We start from the raw sequence: 26,173 nt of genomic DNA, 5'->3' as shown, positions 1-26,173 counted from the left end.
GAAATTATGTTAAAGGAAACGAGCATGCCAACTCTCAGAAGCAGGTACTTCCCAATGTTCAAGATATTCGCCTTTATTAGTTACTAGGTTATTGAAGACAATGGTATTCTTTGAAACAGCTTTTTGCTTTGCCATAGCTTTAAAATCTAACAAGCTTTTGTAAGCTACAAATTCACCTTGTTTATAAGAAACGTTCATCTTATCTAATAGAAGTACATCATACTTCTTTTCTAGAGCCTGTATAAAACGAACAGAGGCGTCTATTGAACATCCAGTAGCACCTTGATCAGTTTGATCCAGAGCGATTACAATAAATCGCTTGTATTTTATTTCGTATCCAGCTTGTAAATCATTACCATGTGCGGTCCACGAGGTTAAAAAAGCATCTAAATCAGACCCAATTTCAGTAATTTCACTTTCAGAAAAAGACCTGCTACATTGGTAAATCCAAACTCTTGCAGTCTCTGGTAACGTATTAAATTCTACTAGCAAATTTTATTTTTTTAACTATTATAAGTCTTCGGCCGTTGCAATCATTTCAGCAATATCCATCACCTGAACCGAATCTTCTTTTTCTTTATTCTTTACACCATCGGTCATCATCGTATTACAGAAAGGACAACCTGCTGCAATAATTTCCGGTTTAGTTTCTAAAGCCTGCTCTGTACGTTCAATGTTGACATCCTTATCACCTTTTTCAGGTTCCTTGAACATTTGTGCACCACCGGCACCACAACAAAGACCTCTTTGCTTACAGCTTTTCATTTCTATTAGCTCGGCATCTAATTTGCGAATTAAATCTCTTGGTGCCTCATATACGCCGTTTGCTCTACCTAAATAGCATGGGTCATGAAAAGTAATACGTTTACCCTTAAAGTTACCGCCTTCCATAGAAATTCTACCTTCGGTCAATAAATCTTTTAGAAATTGGGTATGATGAACTACTTCATAATTACCACCTAAACCTGGGTATTCATTTTTTATCGTATTAAAACAATGCGGACACGCTGTTACTATTTTCTTTATTTCATAAGCGTTTAGCACTTCTATATTCGTAACTGCTTGCATCTGAAACAAAAACTCATTACCTGCGCGTTTGGCAGGATCACCAGTACAACTTTCTTCTGTACCAAGTACTGCAAAAGAAACGTTTGCCTTGTTCAAAATCTTTACGAAGGCTTTCGTTATTTTCTTTGCTCTATCATCAAAACTACCAGCACAACCTACCCAAAACAAAACTTCAGGCACGGTACCCGACGCAAAAAATTCTGCCATTGTAGGCACTTTTAATTCACTTGCCATATCTATCTTTAAGATTCTTTACTCCAATTTAAACGGTCCATTTGGTTAAATGGCCAAGGTGCTCCATTATTCTCAATATTACCCATCATATTATTCAAATCTGTAGGAGCAGCAGATTCTTCCATAACCAAATATTGTCTCATATCCATAATAATAGATAATGGATCAATACTTATTGGGCAAGCTTCAACACAAGCATTACAAGATGTACATGCCCATAATTCTTCTGGTGTAATAAAATTATTAAGTAATTGCTTACCGTCATCTTTAAACACACCATTATTAGCATCAATATTCTTACCCACTTCCTCTAAACGATCACGGGTATCCATCATAATCTTACGAGGAGATAATTTTTTACCTGTTTGATTAGCAGGACATTCGCTAGTGCAACGACCACACTCTGTACATGTGTATGCATTTAGCAATTGTACCCAACTTAAATCTTGCACGTCTGATGCCCCGAACTTATCTGGAACTGCAGCATCTTCAGCCGGTTCTGCATAAGGGTCAGCATCTGGATCCATCATCATACGAACTTCATCTGTAACAGACTGTAAATTTCTAAATTGTCCCTTTGGTGTCAATTTACCAAAATAGGTATTTGGGAAAGCCAAAAGAATATGCAGGTGTTTTGAGTAGTATAAGTAATTAAGGAAAAACAAAATTCCCGCAATATGCATCCACCAAGCAGTACGTTCTATTAAAACTAATGTAGAAATAGACATCCCTTCAAATAAAGGAGCGATAAAACTACTAATGGGAAAAGACCCAGCAGCGGCATAATGCTCTGCGCCCATTTGTTGTAATTGGTAATCTGCCCCGTTCATGATCAAAAACAAAAACATTAAAACAAGCTCTATATAAAGAATTAGGTTACCATCTTTTTTAGGCCATCCTTCCATTTCTGGCTTAAAGAACCTTTTTAGTTTTATGACATTTCTTCTAATCCAGAATACAACAACCGCTATTATAACTAGTAATGCCAGAACTTCAAACGATCCTATTAAGAAATCATAAAGAGGTCCCAATACCGCAAACATTCTGTGTGTACCAAAAATGCCATCTAAAATAATTTCTAGAACTTCGATGTTAATGATAACAAAACCAACATAAACTATAATATGTAAGGCACCTGCAATAGGTCGCACGACCATTTTTGACTGCCCGAGAGCAATCTTAGCCATATTTTTCCAACGTTGTGGCTTATTGTCTGTTACCAAAGCTTCTTTACCTAAAAAAATGTTTCGTTTCAACCTTGAAACATTTTTCACAAAGAAACCAATACCCACTATCAGCAGGATTATAAAAATAATATTAGGGAGATATTGCATATAACTTAATCTTCTTTACTTCTCTATTGAATTTGCTGCTGGATCATCTTCAGGTACTTCATAATCTTTCTGCTTTTTACCAAAAACAGAAACATTCACATACCTCTTGGGGTTTAAACGAAAATCTTGTAATAATAAATCTAGTTCGCGAGACGCATTATTTAAGTTACCATACAATTCTTTGTCGTTCATAAGTAACCCAAGTGAACCATCGCCATTCTCAATTCTTTCTGTGACTTTATCTAAACTAGCCATTGTAGATTCTAGACTCGCCAAAGTTCTACCCAGACCCGCAGAATTTAAAGAATCTGAAAGCTTTGCAAAATTAGCAGTTAACTGCTCAAAATTTTCGAAAGAGCTATTCAGCTTTTCTTTATTACCATCTAAAACAGAATTAATTTGAGTAGCACTCGTATTCAAGTTAGTAATCAAAACATTTAACCCTCCGATAACTTCTTTTAATTCTCTTTTGGTCTTTTCGTCTAAAACAGAGTTAACATTGACCAGAACAGAATCTGCACCAGATATTGCCGATTCTACTTTTCGTACCAAAGGAGTTAGTTTTTGCTGCGCCAAGTCTGTAATACCCGGTCTAGTCTCTGTACGTAGTGTATCGCCAGATTTTGCAAACTCATTATCAAAAATGGTTCTGATTTGAAGCCCCTTTCCACCTATGATACCGGTGTCATATAATTCAACGATACTATTTTTAGAGAATTTGAATTCATTGCCTACTGTAAAGGTCACTAACAAATTACCTTTCTCATCTAAAAATTTGATATCGTTTACCTTACCAACACCGAAGCCGTTAATAGAAACGTTGGTACCAGATTGCAACCCGCCCACATTTGGGTAGACGGCGTAAAATGTTTTACTGTTATCAAAAATTGGGGTTGACTTTAAATAGCTGAATCCCATGATGAACAGTAATATGCCACCAATAACAATAATTCCTGTTTTTAATTCTCTAGATAGTTTCAAGCAATTATATTTTTAGTACTCTCAAAATTATGAATAATATTTACACTTTAGGGTGTTAAATTAGAAACCTCGTCAATCGCATCTTGAATCGGAATTCTCTCACCTAGTTTATACGCAACAATATATGCGCTTGAATACCCTTTTTCTTGAGCCTGGGTCTGCATCATTTTTGCCTCTCTATACGATCTGGTTTCACCATACATATAACGATACAAGTTTTTAAATGGCTCTTGAGAAAGATTTGAAAGCCCTTTAAAATTACTAGAATTAAGTACTACGTTTTTACTACTAGCCATCAATTGAATTTTAAATACAATAGATTCTGCAACTTCTTTTTCGTTAATTGCTTCTTTGATTTTTACCGCTGGTACTTCTGCCACTTCTTTTACCTCTTCAATTTTAGGTGAAGTAATAATTTCTTTTGGCTTTTCTACTTCGGCAACCACTTCTTTAAGAGGCTCTATAATAACTTCTTTCTTTTCTTCAACCTTTTCAACAACGACCTCTTTTACTGGTGGCGCCTTAGGTTTCTCTACAGTAGTGGCTACAGAGCGAACAGTTGGTTGTACGCCCTCTTTATAATGCAAAATCGCCTTCGCGATTGCATCACCCATATCATTTTGACCTTTGGTTGAATTTAAATAAGCTCCTTCATCTTTATTAGTTAAGAAGCCGGTTTCTACCAAAACACTGGGCATAAAAGTTTGGTGCAATACAATAAAACCTGCTTGCTTTACCTTTCTATCCGTTCTTTTCAATTTAGAAGAAAAATTCTCTTGAATCATAGTGGCCAAAGCTACACTTTGATCTAAAAATTCTTCTTGCATAATAGTTAATCCGATAACAGATTCTGGAGAATTAATATCATAATCGGCATATCTATTCTCGTAATTATCCTCTAGGTAAATAACGGAGTTTTCTTTCTTCGCTATTTCAAAGTTCTGCTTATTGGCATGAAGACCCAATACAAACGTACCTGCCCCATGTGCATCTGAAGTGTGAGAATCGCAGTGAACAGACACAAACAAATCAGCATTTGCTTTATTGGCAACCTCGCCTCTAACATAAAGATCAATAAACGTATCATCTTTTCGTGTGTAAATAACTTTTATGTCTTTATTGGTCGAGAGAATTTCGCCCACCTTTAATACAATGTTCAATGCTATTTTTTTCTCTAAATAACCATTTCCCAAGTTACCTGGATCATGACCACCATGCCCTGCATCTAGAACAACAATAAAAGGATCATCAGATTTAATTTCTTCATCTGATACCGTAAAAGATAGAAGTAATAACGCTGAAGTTAAAACTAATGAAATGCTTAAGAATTTTGTTTTCATATGTGTTGGGGATTATATCGCCCTTATAATGGTTAAATTTATTGTAAGACCCTACATAGGGATTAAAAAATATATGTAAGTTTGACATCTTAAATAACGGCTCACTAGACCGCTAAACCTTTACAAAAATAGGATATATAGCCTTGCAATCAAACAAACAATACTTACTTTTCCTATTCATGGTTTTTGCCGGTGCATTTTTTGCTATTGGTCAAGAAGGTAAAATTATACCGTTAACTATTAAAGTTGATAGAGATTCAATAATCGCGCCGTTATTACCACCTACCGCTGTAAATGACTCAATTGCAAATGATTCTATCGCCGCAGACTCCGTTAACAAGAATCCGCCTTTACTACTTGACAAGATAAAATATAAGGCAAAAGATTATGTAAAGCTAAGTCAAAAAGAAAATAAAATTTACCTCTACAACGAAGCAGAAATTTATTATCAAGATACCGAACTTAAAGCAGGTGTTATTATAATGGATTATATAAAGAACGAAGTTTATGCCGGTAGAATGGTCGATTCTTTGGGCAATTATACGCAACTACCCTATTTTAAACAGGGTGACAACATTGTAATACCAGATTCTATTCGCTTCAATTTTGATACTCAAAAGGCATTAATCTGGAATTCGAGAACAGAACATCAAGCGGCAGCAGGTGCTTTAGGCAGCGATGCTATGAAAGTTTATGCTGAAATCACAAAAAAAGAGAATGACTCGGTCTATTTTTTAAGCGAAGGAAAGCTAACTACATCTACAGACACTATAAACCCAGATTATTACATAAGGGTAAGAAAAGCAAAATTTGTACCTAAAAAGAAGGTAATTGCCGGTTTCAGTAATTTATATATTGCGGATGTACCCACACCTATAGCTATGCCTTTTGCCTATTTCCCTCTTTCGCAGGGTCGATCTGCAGGTATTTTAATGCCCTCTTTTGGTAATGACCCCAATACAGGATACTTTCTTCAAGACATGGGATACTATGTTCCTTTAGGAGATTATGCAGATGTCACCCTTTCTGGAGATTTTTATACGAATGGTAGTTATGCCTTCAGGACGGCATCAATTTACACAAAACGATATAAATACCGAGGAAATGTAAACCTGAGATATGAAAATCAAGTTAATAGTCAAAAAGGATTTAGCGACTACAGTTTGTTAGAAAATTATAACATTCAATTTTCACATTCGCAGGATACGAAATCTAGTCCGAATTCACGATTTTCAGCATCTGTAAACTTGGGTAGTAGTGAGTATTATAGAAATTCATTACAACAACGAAATTTACCCAACACACAGAACAACACATTATCATCTTCCATTTCATATTCAAAAACGTTTCCCAATTATCCGTCGGTGAATATGAGTTTAACGGCTACACATTCGCAATTAACTTCAGCAACAGCTACTGAATCTGACACAGATAACATTACTATGACCCTGCCAACATTTCAAGCAAGTGTAGAGCGTATTTACCCTTTTGTAAAACGAGACGGTATAAAAAAGGGAATTATCGATAATATCAATTTTCAGTATAGTGTAAACGCACAAAACAGATTGACCACCAACGATACAGATTTTTTAACAACAAAAATGTTCGACAATGCTCGTGCAGGTGTTAGTCATAGTATACCTATTGCTACCAATTTTAAGGTAGCTAAATTTTTCAGTGTTAGTGTTGGCGGTAATTACGAAGATGTATGGTCTTTAGAAACCTACAATCAGCGTTTTGATGCAGATACAGGGTCAGTAGTGAGAGATACAATAAGCGGTTTTGATCGCTATAACACTTACAACTTTAGTGCGAGTGTAGGTACCACCCTTTATGGAACTTTTAATTTAGGTGAAGACAAAAAAATACAGGCAATTAGACATACTTTAAGACCATCTTTAAGCTATGGCTATGCACCATCATTTGAACAGTTTTATGATGAATATCTTATTGGTGATGATGTTGAAGTTCAATACAGCCGCTTTCAAGGAACACTAAACGGAGCTCCGTCTTTAGGTAAATCTAACAGCTTAAGCTTCTCTTTAGCGAATACATTAGAAGCAAAGGTAAGAGATAAGGATTCTACCAAAATTGAACCTAAAAAAATATCATTACTAAGCAACTTCAATATTTCTACGGGATATAATTTTGAATCGGATTCACTTCGACTTAATCCATTAAGTATAAATGGAGGTACAAACATTCTAGACAACAAGATGTCTATTAACTTCTCTGCTGGCTTAGATCCTTATGCAATTGATAACAACGGAACAAGAATAAATACTTTTAATATCGATAATGGCGGAAGCCTTTTTAGACTTACCAGAGCAAATGCCAACGTTTCATATTCCATTAGTAGCGAGATGTTCGGTAAGAAAGATGACAAGGATAGAGATGAAGACGAAGATGATGACCCTTTCGATTATGTAGCGCAAAGTGGCGGTAGAGATGATGATCTTTTTGGTAGAGCCGATGATTTCAATTCTAACCCAGTTAGAAAAGATGAAAAGAACTCTGATGTAGAAAACCCCATATTCGGCACCAAAATACCTTGGAATTTTAGACTGGCCTATTCCGCCAATTACAGCAATTCGGCACGCCAAAATGAATTTAGCAGTCACTCATTAATGTTTTCGGGAGATATAGAACTTGCACCAAGATGGTCTGTCGGAGGCTCGTCTGGTTACGATTTTAAAAACCAAGGGTTCACATTAACTCAATTACGTTTTCAGAGAGATTTAAAAAGTTTTACCATGCGCTTTAACTGGACTCCCTTCGGAACCTATAAAAGATGGTATTTCTTTATCGGTATAGACTCTTCGATACTTAAAGACCTTAAGTGGGAGAATAGAAGCCAAAACTAACATCTAAATTTTATCGAACATGAAAAAAATTATCAATACCGAGAATGCTCCATCACCTATAGGACCATACAATCAAGCAATTTTAAGCAACGGAACTTTATATATTTCTGGTCAAATTCCATTAAATCCTAAAAACGGAGAATTGATTTCTGGAGATATTAAATTAGAAACTAAGCAGTCTATGGAAAATTTAAAGGCCATTTTAACCGAAGCTGAAATGACCTTTGAACATGTTGTGAAGTCGTCTATATTTCTTAGTGACATGAACCAGTTCACTGAAGTAAACGAAGTATATGCTTCTTATTTTAATGCGGAAACCGCACCGGCTAGAGAAACTGTAGAAGTTGCAAATTTACCTAAGTTTGTAAATGTTGAAATCTCTATGATCGCCGTAAAATAAGATATTACATATTAGATCGGTGAAAATCGACTAAACCTTCAATAGGTCTTTGTCTAATAACACCAACGATTAAGTCATTTCTAAGTAGTACTGAAGTTAATTCATCTCTTAGATAATGTGCAATACTACCTACAAAATTAATTGGCACCTTTGTCGCCAATTCAAATTGCATTACGTAGTTATTAATAAATTGTTGAAAGCCTTTGTCAATTACTCCTTTAGAATACGGGTGATCTTTGTTCTCGATTAAAAAACGAGCAAAGGTCGCCAAGTATGTATTCGGGTTCGGCTGCTTGTACAAATTCTCTTTAATAACATCGGCATCCAAATCATGAGAAGCAGCAAATTTATGCGCTAGATCTGCAGGCATTTTATGAAAATAGTAGTCACGAATTAATTTACGACCAAAGAAATTTCCGCTACCATCATCCATAGGTATATACCCTAGTGAAGTTACTTTTTGAAACAACTGGTTACCATCGTAGTAACTACAATTAGAACCTGTACCCAAAATGCACACGATACCTTGTTGACCCACTTTTGTTGTTGCAAATATGGCAGCATAGGTATCTTCTTTGACATCCGCCTTGGCTTTCGGGAAAAAATCTTTGAAAATATTCTTCAAGAATAATTTCATGCGATCGGTTCCACAACCTGCTCCATAAAAATAAAGATGCGAAACATTATCACGGTTTTTAGAAAGTTCGAAATTATTAGCCAAACGGTCTTCAATTACATCTTTAGTTAATACCTCTGGACTAAGACCTAGAGTTTGCGTAAAAAAAAGTTGTTCACCATTTTCATCTAAGGCGATCCAATCTGACTTGGTTGCACCACTATCTACTATTAAAATCATATGCCTAATGTCTTTAAAAAATAAACCTGAAAATAAGGAAAAACGGCCTCATTTTCAGGATATATCTTTATTATACTAAAATGAAGGTTATAAAGTATTAACGTGTTGCATTAAATCTACCATTTTATTGGAAAAACCAGCTTCGTTATCATACCAAGATATTAACTTGAAGAAAGTAGAGTTTAATTCGATACAAGCACCAGCATCAAAAATGCTAGTTCTAGGATCACCAATAAAATCCTGAGAAACAACATTCTCTTCAGTATATCCTAAAACACCTTTTAATTCACCTTCAGAAGCTGCTTTAAAAGCTTTTTTAATCTCTTCTAAAGAAGTTGCTTTTTTAACTTTCACGGTTAAATCTACAACAGAAACATCGGCAGTTGGCACTCTAAAAGCCATACCAGTAAGTTTTCCTATCAATGCTGGTATTACCTTCGTTACCGCTACAGCAGCACCTGTAGATGCAGGTATAATATTTAACATTGCGCTTCTACCACCTCTCCAGTCTTTTCTAGAAGGACCATCAACAGTCATTTGTGTTGCAGTAGTTGCATGAACCGTAGTCATTAAAGCTTCTTCGATACCAAAATTATCATTAACAACTTTAGCTAAAGGCGCTAAACAGTTTGTAGTACAAGACGCATTAGAAACTATAGTATCAGTTGCTTTAACATCTTTGTGGTTTACACCTACTACAAACATTGGAGCATCTTTAGAAGGAGCAGAAATTACAACCTTTTTGGTACCACCATCAATATGATATTGAGCAGTTTCTAAAGTTGTAAAAATACCAGTACATTCAGCAACCGTATCAGCACCTACTTCATCCCACTTACAATTCTTAGGATCTCTCTCTGCAGTAATACGTACTGTTTTACCGTTTACGATTAAGTGACCATCTTTTACTTCAACAGTACCGTCGAATTTTCCGTGAACCGAATCATACTTCAACAAATAAGCTAAGTGCTCAACATCTAATAAATCGTTGATAGCCACTACATCAACATCACCACGTTTTACAGTTGTTCTGAAGACCAATCTACCTATTCTACCAAAACCGTTTATTCCTATTTTCAAATTTGACATTTTCTCTATTTTTATTATTTAATATTATGTAGTCATTATTTCTGAAACTCTAATAAGTTCCTTATCAATCTTAGTATGTCCTTTGATTGCTTTATTAATAGGCGTCAATGTCAGTTTGTTGTCTTGAATACCAACCATTAGGTTAGTTTTCCCCTCTAACAAAGCTTCCACAGCCTTTACTCCCATTCTACTAGCTAGTACGCGATCATAACAAGATGGCGCACCACCTCTTTGCATATGCCCCAAAACAGATACACGAACATCATAAATTGGTAAATGTTCTTCAACGTATTCTTTAAGTTCAAATACGTTCTTACCAGACTTATCACCTTCAGCTACTATTACGATACTAGAAGATTTGCCCGATTCTTTACTTCTTTTTAAAGACTCAAGCAATCTATCTAATCCTAAATTCTCTTCAGGAATTAGAATTTCTTCTGCACCAGCACCTACACCTGCATTCAAGGCAATATGCCCAACATCTCTCCCCATTACTTCAACGAAGAAAAGTCTGTTATGCGAACTGGCCGTATCTCTAATTTTATCAATACATTCTACCACCGTATTTAAAGCGGTGTCAAAACCTAGTGTAAATGTTGTACCGAAAATATCGTTATCTATAGTACCAGGTATACCAATAACAGGAAAATTATATTCCCTATTAAAAATCATGGCACCTGTAAAACTACCGTCACCTCCAATTACTACAAATGCGTCTATACCTGCTTTAAGTAAATTCTCGTGCGCTGTTTTTCTACCTTCTGGGGTTCTAAAATCATCGCAACGGGCAGACTTAAGTATAGTGCCACCTTTATTGATAATGTTGTTTACACTACGGGCATCCATAGATTTAAAATCTCCCTCTATCATACCTTGATACCCTCTATAGATTCCTACACAATCTACCTTCAAGTAGGCACAAGTACGAACAACTGATCTTATGGCTGCATTCATACCTGGTGAATCACCTCCTGAAGTCAGTACCGCTATTTTTTTTATTTCTGAAGACATTGAACAATTTAAGCCAACGAAAGTAAGAAATCTTATGCAAAAAGAGAATAGAGATCAGTCGCATTTTAAGAAAAAATCAACGAAAAGGATTTCGCAATAGCATATTACCAGTCTTATTCTTAAAATTCGTTATTTATTTACAATAATGCATTTGATTGCTTACTGATTTAATGATTTTGGCTTATCGTAAAAACGAATTAAACTATCATTACCCATGACAGAAGATGGGGTTTCAGCTTTTTTTACAGGTTCTTCTTTCTTAAGTGGCTTCGTAGCCAGAATTTTCTGAAAAAGTTCTTTGAAATTATTAAAATCTACTTCATAAGATAAACCGGCCCCTTGGGTCGAACCTTGCTGATCAGACAAATAAGCCTGTATTTCGCTCTGTCTACTAAAGAAATTGGCGCTTAGAGTACCTTGTTCATTTAATAATACCTGTATTTCAAAATCGCCTGCTACCAAAGTTTCACTAGATGCACCGACCGGCACACCTACTTTGCCATTAAATAATATTCTATCGGATATCTGAGTAGATACCGTTACACCGATGCGATCATCGGTTTCTATATCTGATGATCTATCTAAAATACCTTGTTCATAAGATAGCCCTAAGTTAAATTTATCATTACCACCACTTAGAATCGAGTTTAAAATACTTGAGGCACTTTGAACCAAGTTACCGGTTATGGCTTGCTGATTAATACCACTTTGAGAATTAACGAATGTACCCTGTGCCAATAAAAATATGGCATTCTTCTCTTCTACCGTTGGATCCTGTAATCGATATTCTAATTCAGACTTTACAATAGAACTTGTACCCGGAAAATCGATGCCGAAATCTATATCTGGTTTTTGAAGTTGCCCTGTTAAACTGATAATAACGTCTGTGGGTATTCTACGTGTAAATCCGGCATCATCAAGCAAAGGTGCAGGGTTTGCATTTAATGAATATACCGCCTCCATATCTAAAAGCGCCTCCAATGGCTTTTGATCCCAGTTGATGGTTCCACCAGGTTCCACATTAAATTTTTTGTCTATTATACCGCCGAATTTATAATTAAACTCCCCCGTCACTACAACATAATCACCATACATTTCAAATTTACCATTGGTATTGATCTGTATCAAAATAATACCAACTCCCGTACCTTTTAAAGAGCTTCCTGTTTTGGTATCTGTAACAATTTCAATCTCGGCATCAGGTGTAACATCTAAGTTAAATTCTAGCTCTAGCCCCTGATAATCTTTTAATTGACGCTGACTTTCTAATCTTTTTTTATCGTTTTTCTCTATAAAATTGATGAACGAATAATCGCCCACACTAGCAACGTCGCTTAAAGGAATTTTCAACGAAGTACCTTTTGCCGTAGCCCCGTCTACGGTGATATTGAGTGCAGTTGTAGGTCCAAAAATTCGCCCTGTTCCATTTAAATATCCCGTACCGTAATATAGATCACCTTCTTTAAATTCGGTATTTAGAATTAAAAATCTGTCGTTTTTAGTATCGACATATAAATCTAACACCCAATCTTTAAAGAAACTATGGGTAATGGTACCATCTAAATTTGCTCTGGTACCTTTTGCAACATCTTCTAAGGCTATATTATCAAAATCAAAAGTCTGATCTTTAAGTAATACTCTTGATTGCGGGGCAAAGCTATAATCGACGTTTAAATAAGGCACAGCAATTCCAGCATTGTCTAAAGTTAATAGTCCGTTGAAAATAGGGTTATCCACATTGCCTTCAATCTTGACCCTACCATCGATATCGCCTCGTATATTATCGATTACGCCTTCACCTAAGGGACTAAAGGGTTCTAATCCGAAATTATTAAAGTTGGCAATAAGATTTGCTTTCGGTACATCACCTTTATTATCAATACTACCTACAACACTGAATTTTTCGACTTTATTATCTGATAATTGAGAATTGACTTGAAACTCTGATAAATCTTTATTACCAATAATATTGATAACCAGGTCACCAAGAGGGATATCATTAATACCGAAATTATCGATATTCAGATTCGACGATGGCAAATAGATGCCGTCTTTCTGTAATACATTTAAGGTACCGTTAACCTCGCCTTGCAATTTAAGACTGTCAATAACTGGTGTAATCTTATCTAAGGATACTATTTTGAATTGAAGCTGAAGATCCTTGTATGTAGAATCTGCCAGCTGCCCTTTTAACCTAATTTGCTCTTTCTCTTCATTGTTCATTACAATTTCTTGAATTGTAATACTATCAAGAGCTCTATTTAAGATGACCTTATTTTTAGAGTCACCATCTTTGTTCAACACCCATTTGTTACCTTTAAAATTGACATCGGATGTTTTAAGACCAATAACAGACTTATTGTCCTTATTAAAGGTGTGGTAAAAATTCAGATTATAAGAATCATTAAAATCACTACCTCCTTTAAACTCAGACCTAAAGAATAAGGTATCTTTTAAGGTGGTGTTGATCAGATTAAAATCTTTAAAATTATAATAAGGTGTATCTAGCTCACCTACAGAAACGAATGTATTGAATAGCGGATTCTTATTATCAATTCTGACTTCTATATTTTCGGCAGCGGTACCAAAAGCTTCTATACTTGGCGACTCAAAATTTAATTTAAAATCACCTTCATCTGCAACAATATTACCTTTTATAAAAGTGTTGGGATCGAAACGCACCTCTGGAAAAAATACATCTACAATTTTATTATAAATTTTAAAATTGAAAGAAAGATTCTGTCCGTCAGAAATTTGAAAAGGTCTATAGTTTGTATAAATACTACCTAATGAGTTTTGCACAAGTTTACCCAATTCTCGCACCTTAAAATTACCCTTCATAAAGCCGGTAATAATATCTGGGGAATTTATATTTATGGTACGATCCTGATCTTCATCGAAACTTGAGGTCACCTCAAAATCTTCAAAATAATACGTGTCATTTACATTTTGATAGCTTGTTTGGGTAAAATTGATATCACCGATGATGTTGTCTAATGTTGTACCGGTAATATCCATACTAACATTTCCTTTAAATACAGAAACACTATCATTTATAAAATTTAATTTTTTTAGATCTGCGTAGTCAACAGATGCAATAAAGTTGAAATTATTTCTAGTTTCTGCTACATTGGCAAGACCTTTGAAGTCAAATTTCAAGTTTTCGTCATTACTTACCAATGACCCATCGAATAATTGGTCTTTAATTACACCTGAAACCCTTAAATCTTGATAATTATAATTATTGAATTCAATAGAATATATCTGCCCAATAACTTCGGTATTCAATTTCTCTTTTACGAAACCTTTTCCTTCCACATTAAAATCTAACGTTGTTTTCCCTAAATTTTTATTTTCAGCAAAATCACCTAAATCAAAATCGATCAAAGAGATAAAACCTTTATAAGTTGCATTATCGATGCTATTAAAATCACTTAAAACAATATCAACATAGCTACTACCCACGGCAGTATTTAAATTGACCTTAGTATCTATAGAAGAATTAGTAATAAAGGCATTTCCCCTTATAGTAAACTGCCCTAATTTACTAAAGGTAGACGGTAACGAATTTCCAATTAAATTAGGCAATAAGGCATTTAATTGATAGTAACTGCTCGTTACATTCTTCATTTGAGCATTTAAGCTAAATGGTTTTTGCTTACTGAATAAATTTTTAAAATTAAAGTCGCCACGAATACCCGTATCATCAGATAATAAGAATAGATTATCGGTATTCAAATCATTTAGAACGCCGTTAACATTAGCATTAAAAGTTACTTCTTTTCCCTTGCCAAATTCATTGTACAGTAAGTTGATTTCATCAAAAGCCACTTTAGACTCTTTAAATTCTGCTACAACATTTACTTTATTCAAGAAGTCGGCAAAATCTTCGCGGTTATAATTAAATATCAAATTACCATCTATAGCAGAAAGTGGCGTTTTTATTTTCAAAGAATCGAAGCGCATTTGCTGCTTCGTGTACTTAAAATTAGTGGCCAACCTATCTACTTTTAAACCCCTATTACTATAGAAAGACATTTCTTGAATATCGGTAGAAACCTCGGGCCCGAGAATTAAAAAATCGCCAGCACTAATATTAAGGCTATCAAAATTTAAAACGGTCGTATTCTCTAAATTTTCGTCAATGTATTTAAACTTGCTTTTTAAGATGTCAATATGAGACGAAGACAACCTAAAAGGCGGCGTGCCTGGCTCCCTCGGCTTACCATCATCAAGCTTATCTACAAAAACCTCAAGATTCGTATTCCTTTCGCCGAAATAGGTTTTAAGATTAAAGTTTAGCTCATCGACAGAAATGTCGCCAAACTCCAATATACCCTGCGCTAAATTATTTATACTTAAAATTGAAGTTTTCAGTTCATTAACATAAAATAAAGTATCTTGTTTATAATCTTCTATAAAAACTCCTTCAAGAGATGTATTCCAAGAAATTAGTGAAACTTTTAGGCGTTCTATGTTTATGTGAGTGCCATATTGTTTGTTAATTTTTTTCGTAGCAAACTGTGCCAGTAAGGTCTGAACCACTGGCAATGAAAAAATGATGGTACCCAAAACACATATCAGCAAAAGCACCAATAATGTTCTAACCAATATTTTTCTCAGTTTTTTGATAGGTCTTTATGTTTTACCTTTGTTATTCAAATTTTATTCCAAATATGTTGGATCACGAAACAATTTATATACTTGCAATAGAATCTTCTTGTGATGACACTTCTGCGGCAGTTTTAATGAACGATAAAGTGCTCAGTAATGTTGTGGCAACCCAGGCTATTCATAACGAATATGGTGGGGTTGTACCTGAACTTGCATCAAGAGCGCATCAACAAAATATCGTCCCCGTTGTTCATCAAGCCATAGCCAAAGCAAATATCGATAAAAAACAATTATCAGCCATAGCATTTACACGCGGACCTGGACTAATGGGATCTTTACTTGTAGGTACCTCATTTGCAAAATCTTTATCGTTAGGTTTACAAATTCCACTTATCGAAGTTAACCACATGAAAGCCCATATTTTAGCTCATTTTATTGATGAGGAAACTATGAAAGCACCTTCATTTCCGTTTTTAGCGCTGACTATAAGTGGCGGTCATACGCAGATTGTTCAAGTGAATGATTACTTTGATATGAAAATCATTGGACAAACTTTAGATGATGCCGTAGGGGAAGCATTTGATAAGAGTGCCAAAATTTTAGGTCTACCCTACCCTGGCGGACCTTTAATTGATAAATATGCTGCAACAGGTGATCCGCATAAATTTGAATTTACCATACCCAATGTAAAAAATTTAGATTTTAGTTTCAGCGGATTAAAAACGAACATACTCTATTTCATTCAGAAACAAACGAAAGAGAATCCTGATTTTATTAAAAACAACTTAGAGGACATCTGCGCATCAATACAATATACTATAATTACCATATTGATGAAAAAGCTGAAAAAGGCCGTAAAGCAAACTGGTATAAAAGAAATTGCTATTGGCGGCGGAGTGTCAGCAAATTCAGGTATTCGCAAAGTTTTGACCGAAGCACAAACCAAATACGGGTGGAAAACCTATATACCCAAATTTGAATATTGTACCGATAATGCCGCCATGATAGGTATTGTTGGATACTATAAATATAAGAACGAGCAATTCTCTCAGCAAGATGTAACGGCAAAAGCTAGATATGTAATATCTTAATTCAAACAAAAGTATAGATGCAACTTTTTTACAATCCGAATATAAAATCTGAAGACACCGCTTTTACTTTTGATAGCAATGAAAGTAAGCATATTATAAAGGTGCTAAGAAAGAAGATTGGTGACGAATTATGGATCACCAATGGCGAAGGCATTTTATTCGAAGCTAAAATTGTTGACGATAATATAAAAAAATGTGCGGTTGAGCTTATCTCATCTAAAAAAACACATTCAAAATCGCATTGGTTGCATATGGCGGTTGCACCTACCAAAATGAATGATCGTTTTGAGTGGTTTTTAGAAAAAGCTACAGAAATAGGTGTAGATGAAATAACACCTATAATTTGCGACCGCTCTGAACGTAAAATAATAAAGTTAGACCGTATGTATAGAGTTTTAGAATCTGCAATGAAGCAATCTTTGCAAACACTCTTACCCAAACTGAACGAACCAATAACTTTAAAGGAATTTCTAGATCAACCTGTATCGGGCTTACAGTTTATTGCACATTGCGAAGAGAGTGAACGTCACGAGCTAAAAAGAAGAGTTGCAGCTGACCAAGATATTACCATATTAATTGGCCCTGAAGGTGATTTTTCTCCAGAGGAAATTAAAAAGGCAATGGATAGTGGTTATGCACCGGTTGCTATGGGCAAAACAAGATTAAGAACCGAAACAGCCGCAATTGTAGCCTGTACTATTGTAGCTTCTATCAATAACGGATAATTATAACCGTAAAAAATCATCCCTTCATTTTATCACAGCCGATTTTTGTAGATTTGAATATGAAAATAATCCTTTCTACCTACCTCTTTTTTATTTTCGTTTCTAGTGTGTCTGTCAATGCTCAAGAAATAGCCATCTTAAAATATCAAGGTGGTGGCGATTGGTATGCTAACCCAACTGCCCTACCCAACTTAATTAAGTACTGCAACAATAACATTGGTACAGCCCTAAATAATAAGCCAGAAACAGTTGAAGTTGGCAGCAGCTCAATATATCAATATCCATTTTTACATATGACAGGGCATGGTAATGTGGTTTTTTCAGATGAGGAACTAGAGAACTTAAGAAATTATTTATTGTCAGGTGGTTTTTTACATATTGATGATAATTATGGCATGAAACCATATATAAGTCGAGAGATAAAAAGACTTTTCCCAGATACAGCATTGGAAGAACTAGGTGCTGATCATGCTATTTTTTCAAATGCGTATTCTTTTCCGAAGGGTTTACCAAAAATACACGAACATGACGGACAGCGACCACAGGCATTTGCCATTTTTCATAAAAATAGAATAGTCTTGCTATTTACTTCAGAATCTGATTTAGGTGATGGTTGGGAAGACCCTACTGTGCATAATGACACCGCAGAGATTAGAGAAAAAGCTTTACAAATGGGAGCCAATATTATAACTTATGTTTTTAAAAATTAAACAATGACCTCAAAAACCATTTCGCAAGGTATACTAAGAGCCATAGGTGCTATAGTAGGTATAGCACTTTTACTCTATTTTCTTTACACTATACAATCTGTAATCGCCTATTTGGCCATTGCTGCAGTTGTCGCGTTAATTGGTAGCCCTTTGGTACGTTTTTTTAGATTGCGTCTTAAACTACCTAATATACTTGCCGTAATCATAACCATGCTCTTAATGGTTGGTTTATTGGTCGGTATTGTTGCCTTATTCATTCCTTTATTATCAGAGCAAGGCAAAAATTTATCTTTACTTAATATTAATGATTTACAAACAAGCCTAAATACATTGTACCATCAAATTACCAATTACTTGGGGCTTTCTTCCCATATAGTAGAAGATGTCATTGATGACACAGGTTTAGAAAAAAATATTTTACAAGGTCTCGATATTGGCTTTATACCCAACTTTTTAAATTCCTTTTTAAATGTTTTGAGTACGGCAAGTATTGGCTTGTTTTCAGTTCTTTTTATATCTTTTTTCTTTTTGAAGGACAGCAAATTGTTCGAACATGGTTTATTGATATTTATTCCTATAGATAAAAAAAAAGGCACTACAAATTCTATTGGCAAAATCAATGGACTATTATCAAGATACTTTGTTGGCCTGCTACTTCAAATATTTATTCTATTCGTAATTTACACTATAGTTTTACTTATAGTAGGTATTGAAAATGCAGTAGTTATAGCATTTCTTTGTGCCTTATTCAACATTATACCTTATTTAGGACCAATTATTGGTGGTGTAATTATGCTGACATTGACCATGACCAGTAATTTAGGTTCTGATTTTAGTGCAGTGATATTACCAAAAACAGGATATGTCTTTATAGGATTATTAATTGGTCAGCTGGTAGACAACTTTTTCTCTCAACCATTTATATTTTCTAATAGTGTAAAATCTCACCCGTTAGAGATATTTTTGGTAATTATCATTGCAGGATTATTATTCGGCACTGTAGGAATGATAGTTGCCGTGCCTGGTTATACGGCTATTAAGGTTATTCTCAAAGAATTTCTTTCTGACAATCAAATTGTAAAATCTTTGACCCATAATCTCTAAGCATTCGTGAATTCTGAAATACTAGCTAGCGAAGTACAGCAGTTTATCAATGATAATCTAAGTAGTGATATTCATAAAATACTTTTATCTAAGTCAAAATTTCTTGAGGTTTCTTCAAAAGAATTGGTCGAACAAATAGAATCGAAATTTAAAGCAAAAACAAAATTACCTACTTGGTTTGGATCAGATAATATTTACTACCCTAACAAATTAAATCTTTCACAAACCTCTTCAGAGATTGCGGCGAACTATAAAGCCACGTTAGTGAACGGCAATACTATTGTAGACCTAACTGCTGGGTTCGGTGTAGATTCTTTTGCTTTTAGCAAGAAAATGAACCATGTCATCCATTTGGATAGAAATGAGGAGTTATCAAAAATTGCACATCATAATTTTAAACAACTAAATGTTGTCAATATAGAATGTATTGCAGTTGACGGATTAAAATACCTTAAAGAAGCTAATACCCCTATTGAATGGATTTACATTGACCCATCAAGAAGAGATAAGGATAATAAAAAAGTTTATTATTTATCTGATTGCGAGCCCAATGTTATTTTTAACATGGAACTTTTATTAGAGAAATCATCCAATATATTAATCAAAACCGGTCCGTTACTAGACCTTAAAAGCGGATTGAAAGAATTGTCGCATGTAAAAGAAATACATGTTGTGGCAGTAAATAATGATGTAAAAGAAATTCTTTGGTTGATTGAGAAAGATTACAAAAATGAACCATTGATTAAAACACTTAACTATAAAACAGATTCGGTTCAAGAATTTCAATTTTACTTGAGCAAAGAACATTATAGTGCATCGCATTATTCTAAGCCGCTTAATTACATTTACGAACCAAACGCAGCACTATTAAAATCTGGAGCGTTTAAATTATTAGGCGAGCATTTCGATCTTAGAAAACTACACTCCAATTCTCATTTGTATACCTCAGATCAATTAATTACGTTTCCTGGTCGAATATTCAAGGTACAGGGCGTTTATGATTATTCTAAAAAATCATTAAAAAAAGAGGGTATCACTAAAGCAAATATTACCATAAGAAACTTCCCAGATTCGGTCATCAAAATCAGAAAAAAATTAGGAATTAAAGATGGCGGAGAAATCTATCTTTTTTGCACAACGGATTTTGAGGAAAATCTAATCATAATTTCGTGTTTACAGATCTTTCAAGATCATTAGAAGGCAAAAAATAGCTTCAAAATCATAGCATTTAACACAAATTAAAAATAGCTAAAATTGCCAAACTACAACGTTGTATATTACCATTTGACGTAATTTTATCTACATAATAAATTGAAAATGTTAAAATTTTAACGTGTTAAATTCCAAATTTCACAAGTGCTAAATTGCTGATACCTTAATAATTACGCCTATTAATACAGATTATTACAATAACAATAGCCATATATACGATTACAATGCTCGCAAAATTTTATAAATGAAATAACGGTTATTGAAGTAAAATTGCTATTATTATACCAGATTTTGATTTTTTTAACATTTAAACACTTCAATAAATAATTTTAAAAAGTCAAATTCTACACAATTTATTTAAACTAACAAACAACAACAATTATGAATCAAAAACGTGATTATCCGTTGATGAAATCCAGAAAAAGGTCTTCCTTTATTAAGACTGGAGTTTTATCAATGCTTGTTTGCTTAGGAGCCCAATTGGCCCAGGCAAATGAAAACACTAGTACTTCTAACGAAGTTGAAGTGAAAACACTTCAATCTACCATTACAGGAACCGTTCTTGATGACACTGGTCAACCATTACCTGGTGCCAACGTCGTAGAAAAAGGAACTACTAATGGTACACAAACAGATTTCGATGGTAACTATAGCTTAAATGTATCTGATGGTGCTACATTAGTATTTAGCTATATAGGATTTAAAAGCACACAAATTGCAGTAAATGGTCAGTCTACTGTTAACGCAACATTAGCTGAAGATGCTGCGGCATTAGACGAAGTAGTTGTAACTGGTTATCAAGTAATGACCAAACGTGAAACTACAGCTGCTGTTTCGATAGTAGCGGCAGAAGATTTGGCAGCCGTTCCATCAGGTAACATTGAGCAACAATTACAAGGTAGGGTTGCCGGTGTAACTGTTCTTACAAATGGACAGCCCGGAACAACAAGTCAAATTAGAGTACGTGGATTTAATTCATTTGGAAATAATGCTCCTTTATATGTTGTAGATGGGGTACCAACAACAAATGTAGATTTTATTAATCCTGATGATGTACAAACAGCTACAGTTCTTAAAGATGCTGCAGCAGCATCCATTTATGGAGCAAGAGCGGCAAATGGTGTAATAGTATATACTACTAAACAAGGTTCTAGATCTAAAAGAAAAACCTCTATGACTCTAAATGTTAATAGTGGTGTAGTTGATCCTAACGTAGCCGGATCTCCACAGATGTTGAATCCATTAGAAATGGCAAGATACACTCACATTGGATACGAGAATAATGCTGCAGTAAATGGCACAGCTGTTCAATATACTCACCCACAATACGGTACCAATGCCACACCTACAATACCTGATTATTTACATGCTAATGGTCAGAACGGTGTAAGTGCAGGAAATGTTGACTTAGCTGCGGTTAGAGCTGCTTATGAAGCTGATCCAGAAAACACTTTCTTAATAAGACCAAATTTACAAGGAACTAACTGGTATAAGGAAATCACTAGAATTGCTCCTCAAAGTAGAGTTTCATTAGGTTTTGATGGAGGTAATGAAAATGGGCGGTTTTACATGGGTGTTTCTGCACAAAATCAAGACGGTATTGTTTTAGCTCAAGAATTCTCAAGATATGCAGCACGTTTTAATTCTGAATGGGACGTAAACCCATGGTTGACCATTGGTGAAAACTTTCAGGTAACCTACAGATCAGCAGTTGGTATTGCAGGTGGCGGAGGTGGTGTTGAAGTTGCTGATGATGAATCTGAAGTATTATCTGCATTTAGAATGCCGACAATTATACCAGTTTATGATGAATTTGGGAATTTCGCAAGTACAAAAGCAGCAGGATTCAACAACCCTCGTAACCCTGTAAGAAGACTAAAATTAAACAACGGCGATGATAAAACTTATAGTGTCGGTGGTTTCGGTAATATGTATGCCGCTATAAAACCTCTTGAAGGTTTAACGCTTAGATCAAGTATAGGTGGTGGCTATAGTAACTATCATTATGTAGATTATAACTATAAGTATTTAGGAGATTCTGAGCCAGAAGCAAGTAATTCTTTTGGAGAAGGTAGTGGATATGGATTTTCATGGACATTTACAAATACTATTAACTATGAGAAACTTTTTGGAGAACACAAAATAACTGCATTTGGAGGTATAGAAGCTTTAAATACAGGTAGTGGAAGAAACATTTCTGGTGGTGGTATCAATCCATTTTCTACAGATTTAGACTTTCAAAGTTTGTCTGTAGTACAAAGCCCTGTGGTAAATAGTAATCAATATAAGGGTGCAACTTACTTCTCAACTTTTGGTAAGTTAGATTATAACTTTAACGAAAAATATTATTTAACAGGTGTTATACGTAGAGATGGTTCTTCGCGTTTCGGTGAAAACAATAGATATGGTACATTCCCAGCAGTTTCTGCAGCTTGGAGAGTAATTGATGAACCATTCATGCAAAATCAAGAGATCGTTTCAGATTTAAAGATTAGAGGTGGCTGGGGTCAAATGGGTAGTGATACTAACGTATCTCCAAACAATCAATATTCTTTATTTGCATCTGACAGAGGTAGTACATTTTATCCAATAGCTGGTCAAAATGGCGGCGCAGATGAAGGTTTTGCTGCTAGTAGAATTGGTAACCCAAATGCACAGTGGGAAACTTCTGAGACAACTAACATTGGTTTTGACCTTTCCTTATTTGATAATAAGCTAGAATTCATTCTTGATTGGTGGAAAAAAGATACCAAAGATTTATTATACCAAGTACCACTACCTGGTGTTGCTGGCAACTATGCAGCTGCTCCGTCAGTAAACATTGGTGGTATGAGCAACAAAGGTGTTGATTTTCAGATAATAGGAAGAGGTAACATTACTGAAGACCTTTCTTTCGAAGTAACAAGTACAAATTCATTCTTAAAGAATGAAATTACAGCTCTAGCGCCAGGTATTGAATCATTCGGTGACAATATTTCTTATAGAGGTATTGCACCTGTACGTAACTCAGTTGGCGAATCTATATCTACATTCTTTGGCTATAATGTAATTGGCTATTTCAATTCGGCTGATGAAGTAACAAATTCTCCTGCTCAAGCAGATAAAGCAATCGGTCGTTTTAGATATGAAGATGTAAATGGTGATGGTGAAATAACTCCTGATGACAGAACAGTCCTTGGTAGTGCTGTACCAGATTTTACAGGAGGTTTAGATTTAATTCTTCGTTATAAAAACATCGAATTCCAAACCTACTGGTATGGTTCTGTGGGTAATGAAATATTTAATCAATCTAAATGGTTTACTGATTTCTTTGGAACTTTTGAAGGTTCAGCTAAAGGCGTTGCAGCTTTTGGTTCTTGGACACCTGAATTGGGTAATAATGCTACAGCCCCAATTTGGGAAAGTGCTTCTAACTTAAGCACAAGTGCAGCAGCTAATTCATGGTATGTCGAAGATGGTAGTTATTTAAGATTAGTTCAGTTACGAATTGGATATAACTTTAATGACAACTTAGTAGAAACTTTAGGTTTGAGCAAATTCAGCATAGGCTTATCTGCAAACAACATTTGGACATTAACTAATTACAGTGGTTTAGATCCTCAAGTTGCTGGTCCTGATACCAATTTCGGTATTGATGTAGGTAACTTCCCTGTAACTCCTAGTTATGCTATAACCTTAGAAATAGGAATATAAATAACTATAAATCATAATATTATACAATAATTAGTAACTTTAATAAAAAGTAAACTATGAAAACATTTAAATTTAAAAAAACCTCATTTCTATTAGGCACGTTGCTCTTGGCGTCGATGTCATGTAGTGATGAATTTTTACAAGTAGCCCCAACAGACTCCCTTGCTGACGCTCAAGTTAGCACTAAGGCAGGTATTGATGGGCTATTAATTGGAACTTACGCTGCTCTAAATGGAGTATTCGGTAATCGATTTGAAGGACCTAACCATTGGGCAACAGGTTCAATAGTAGGTGGTGAAGCAAACAAAGGAACAGATGCAGGAGATTATGGTTCTTTGAATCCTATTCAACGTTACGAAGCTAGTCCTATTGACCCGAACAATGATTTCAACAATCTTTGGAGAGGTCGATATGAAGGAATCAGTAGAGCAAATAAGGTGCTTTCGGCAATCGCTATTTCAACAGAATTATCAGCTGCAGATGCGGCTAGACTTTCTGGTGAAGCCCGTATGCTAAGAGGTCATTTTTACTTCGATCTTAAAAAACACTTTAACAACATCGTAGTATTTGATGAAACTGTTCTTCCTGAAGATTTAAAATTACTTCCTAATAACGGTGACGCTTGGGGAATAATAGAGGCAGATTTACAATTTGCATACGACAACTTACCTTCTGAAAATGGAGCTGGTCGCGTAAACAAATGGGCAGCTGCAGCATTGATGGGTAAAGCCAAATTGTTTCAGCAAAAGTTTGGTGAAGCTAAAGATTGGTTCGATGACGTAATAGATAATGGCGTTACATCTAATGGAATCAAATACGCTTTATTAGATGATTATTCCCAAATTTATAATGCTGAAAATGACAACCATTCTGAAGCTGTATTTGATGTTGAATCTGCCAACAATACTGGTAGTGTAAACAATGCTAACTGGTTTGATGATTTAAATTACCCATACAACACAGGTCCTGATGGTCCTGGTAACTGCTGTGGTTTCTTTCAACCTAGTTTTGAAATGGCAAATTCATACAGAACTGGAGCAGATGGTCTACCATTGTTAGACGGGTCTTACAATAGTGCAGCAAATTCGGTTAAAAATGATTACGGTATCGAAGCAGATGAACCATTTGTAGAAGATGCTGATCCATTAGACCCTAGAATTGACCATGTAATTGGTAGAAGAGGTATTCCTTATTTAGATTGGATCGAGCACCCAGGAAAAGCTTGGATTCGTGATCAAGTTTATGGTGGTCCATATTCACCAAAAAAATACATCTATTACAGAAGCCAAGAAAATAGCTTTACCGATGGTAGTTCTTGGACTCGTGGTTACGCACTAATGAATTATACAATCATAAGATATGCCGATGTATTACTGATGGCTGCAGAAGCAGAAATTGAAGCTCCTGGAGGATCTTTAGCTACAGCCTTAGATTATGTTAATCAAGTAAGAAGAAGAGCAGCGAACTCAGAACACTGGGTTAAGGAATATGATTCTGGCGAGAATGCCGCTAACTATGTAATTTCAGAGTATACGGCATTTCCAAATGCTGATTTTGCTAGAGATGCTGTTCGTTTCGAAAGAAAATTAGAACTTGGAGAGGAAGGTCATCGTTTCTTTGATTTAGTAAGATGGGGTGTAGCAGCTGATGATTTGAATGCATATTTAGGCTATGAATCAACATTGTTAGTTACTAAATTTGGTGGAGCTAGCTTTACTGCCGGTAAAAATGAATATTTCCCAATTCCACAAGCACAAATCGATATTACCGGTGCTGATATATTACAACAGAATCCTGGATATTAATTTTTTGAAAAGCATAACTTTTTATTTAAAAATGGCTACCAA

The 26,173-nt window shown here is 35.0% G+C and carries 18 protein-coding genes; 9 read left to right on the top strand and 9 right to left on the bottom strand.

The features are described 5' to 3' along the window. Positions 1–9: 9 nt before the first annotated feature. The 5 genes from ACEN2N_RS13190 to ACEN2N_RS13170 are packed head-to-tail and all read right to left on the bottom strand — an operon-like array spanning position 10 to position 4,957. The gene (locus tag ACEN2N_RS13190; protein ID WP_441824762.1) at positions 10–492 is read right to left on the bottom strand and encodes an ABC transporter ATPase; all 483 of its coding nucleotides are present in this window, start codon (positions 490–492) and stop codon (positions 10–12) included. An 18-nt stretch (positions 493–510) separates the two neighbouring features. Beyond that, positions 511–1,302, bottom strand: coding sequence for a (Fe-S)-binding protein (locus ACEN2N_RS13185; RefSeq protein WP_441824761.1), 792 nt, complete (start codon positions 1,300–1,302; stop codon positions 511–513). A gap of 8 nt (positions 1,303–1,310) precedes the next feature. Further along, the gene (locus ACEN2N_RS13180; RefSeq protein WP_441824760.1) at positions 1,311–2,636 is read right to left on the bottom strand and encodes a 4Fe-4S dicluster domain-containing protein; all 1,326 of its coding nucleotides are present in this window, start codon (positions 2,634–2,636) and stop codon (positions 1,311–1,313) included. A gap of 15 nt (positions 2,637–2,651) precedes the next feature. After that, positions 2,652–3,617 carry an MlaD family protein gene (locus ACEN2N_RS13175; protein WP_441824759.1) on the bottom strand — a complete coding sequence of 322 codons (966 nt, stop codon included), beginning with the start codon at positions 3,615–3,617 and terminating at the stop codon, positions 2,652–2,654. A 47-nt stretch (positions 3,618–3,664) separates the two neighbouring features. Further along, positions 3,665–4,957, bottom strand: a complete 1,293-nt coding sequence (locus ACEN2N_RS13170; RefSeq protein ID WP_441824758.1) for an N-acetylmuramoyl-L-alanine amidase family protein — start codon at positions 4,955–4,957, stop codon at positions 3,665–3,667. A gap of 179 nt (positions 4,958–5,136) precedes the next feature. Here ACEN2N_RS13170 and ACEN2N_RS13165 point away from each other — a divergent pair, with 179 nt between their 5' ends. Next, on the top strand, positions 5,137–7,821 hold the full coding sequence (locus tag ACEN2N_RS13165; RefSeq protein ID WP_441824779.1) for a putative LPS assembly protein LptD: 2,685 nt from the start codon (positions 5,137–5,139) through the stop codon (positions 7,819–7,821). Positions 7,822–7,840: 19 nt separating this feature from the next. Beyond that, complete coding sequence (locus ACEN2N_RS13160; RefSeq protein WP_441824757.1) at positions 7,841–8,221, top strand: RidA family protein; 381 nt, start codon at positions 7,841–7,843, stop codon at positions 8,219–8,221. Between the two features lie 4 nt (positions 8,222–8,225). Here ACEN2N_RS13160 and ACEN2N_RS13155 read toward each other — a convergent pair whose 3' ends face one another. The 4 genes from ACEN2N_RS13155 to ACEN2N_RS13140 all read right to left on the bottom strand — a co-directional run bounded on the left by ACEN2N_RS13155 (position 8,226) and on the right by ACEN2N_RS13140 (position 15,791). Beyond that, the gene (locus tag ACEN2N_RS13155; protein WP_441824756.1) at positions 8,226–9,077 is read right to left on the bottom strand and encodes an N-acetylglucosamine kinase; all 852 of its coding nucleotides are present in this window, start codon (positions 9,075–9,077) and stop codon (positions 8,226–8,228) included. An 87-nt stretch (positions 9,078–9,164) separates the two neighbouring features. Continuing rightward, complete coding sequence (gap, locus tag ACEN2N_RS13150) at positions 9,165–10,166, bottom strand: type I glyceraldehyde-3-phosphate dehydrogenase (protein ID WP_441824755.1); 1,002 nt, start codon at positions 10,164–10,166, stop codon at positions 9,165–9,167. A 24-nt stretch (positions 10,167–10,190) separates the two neighbouring features. Next, positions 10,191–11,177: a 6-phosphofructokinase gene (gene pfkA / locus ACEN2N_RS13145; protein ID WP_441824754.1), complete on the bottom strand. Its 987-nt coding sequence runs from the start codon at positions 11,175–11,177 to the stop codon at positions 10,191–10,193. Between the two features lie 159 nt (positions 11,178–11,336). Next, positions 11,337–15,791, bottom strand: coding sequence for a translocation/assembly module TamB domain-containing protein (locus ACEN2N_RS13140; protein WP_441824778.1), 4,455 nt, complete (start codon positions 15,789–15,791; stop codon positions 11,337–11,339). Between the two features lie 62 nt (positions 15,792–15,853). Between ACEN2N_RS13140 and tsaD the strand changes: the two genes are divergently transcribed. The 7 genes from tsaD to ACEN2N_RS13105 all read left to right on the top strand — a co-directional run bounded on the left by tsaD (position 15,854) and on the right by ACEN2N_RS13105 (position 26,131). After that, on the top strand, positions 15,854–16,882 hold the full coding sequence (gene tsaD / locus ACEN2N_RS13135) for a tRNA (adenosine(37)-N6)-threonylcarbamoyltransferase complex transferase subunit TsaD (RefSeq protein ID WP_441824753.1): 1,029 nt from the start codon (positions 15,854–15,856) through the stop codon (positions 16,880–16,882). A 17-nt stretch (positions 16,883–16,899) separates the two neighbouring features. Then, a complete protein-coding gene (locus tag ACEN2N_RS13130) occupies positions 16,900–17,607 on the top strand; it encodes a 16S rRNA (uracil(1498)-N(3))-methyltransferase (RefSeq protein WP_441824752.1) in 708 nt (235 codons plus the stop codon). 59 nt (positions 17,608–17,666) lie between these two features. Further along, positions 17,667–18,317: a DUF4159 domain-containing protein gene (locus tag ACEN2N_RS13125; RefSeq protein ID WP_441824751.1), complete on the top strand. Its 651-nt coding sequence runs from the start codon at positions 17,667–17,669 to the stop codon at positions 18,315–18,317. Positions 18,318–18,320: 3 nt separating this feature from the next. Continuing rightward, the gene (locus tag ACEN2N_RS13120; RefSeq protein ID WP_441824750.1) at positions 18,321–19,421 is read left to right on the top strand and encodes an AI-2E family transporter; all 1,101 of its coding nucleotides are present in this window, start codon (positions 18,321–18,323) and stop codon (positions 19,419–19,421) included. Between the two features lie 6 nt (positions 19,422–19,427). Continuing rightward, the gene (locus ACEN2N_RS13115; protein WP_441824749.1) at positions 19,428–20,618 is read left to right on the top strand and encodes a THUMP-like domain-containing protein; all 1,191 of its coding nucleotides are present in this window, start codon (positions 19,428–19,430) and stop codon (positions 20,616–20,618) included. Between the two features lie 396 nt (positions 20,619–21,014). Further along, positions 21,015–24,326 (top strand): SusC/RagA family TonB-linked outer membrane protein, encoded by a 3,312-nt coding sequence (locus ACEN2N_RS13110; protein ID WP_441824748.1) that lies wholly within the window; start codon positions 21,015–21,017, stop codon positions 24,324–24,326. A gap of 56 nt (positions 24,327–24,382) precedes the next feature. Next, complete coding sequence (locus ACEN2N_RS13105; protein WP_441824747.1) at positions 24,383–26,131, top strand: RagB/SusD family nutrient uptake outer membrane protein; 1,749 nt, start codon at positions 24,383–24,385, stop codon at positions 26,129–26,131. The last annotated feature ends 42 nt before the right edge of the window (positions 26,132–26,173 follow it).

The sequence above is a fragment of the Maribacter spongiicola genome (assembly GCF_052119685.1).
Lineage (GTDB): Bacteria > Bacteroidota > Bacteroidia > Flavobacteriales > Flavobacteriaceae > Maribacter > Maribacter spongiicola_A.
The sequence above is the reverse complement of the archived record's forward strand: the minus strand, read 5'-3'. Positions and strand labels throughout refer to the sequence as shown.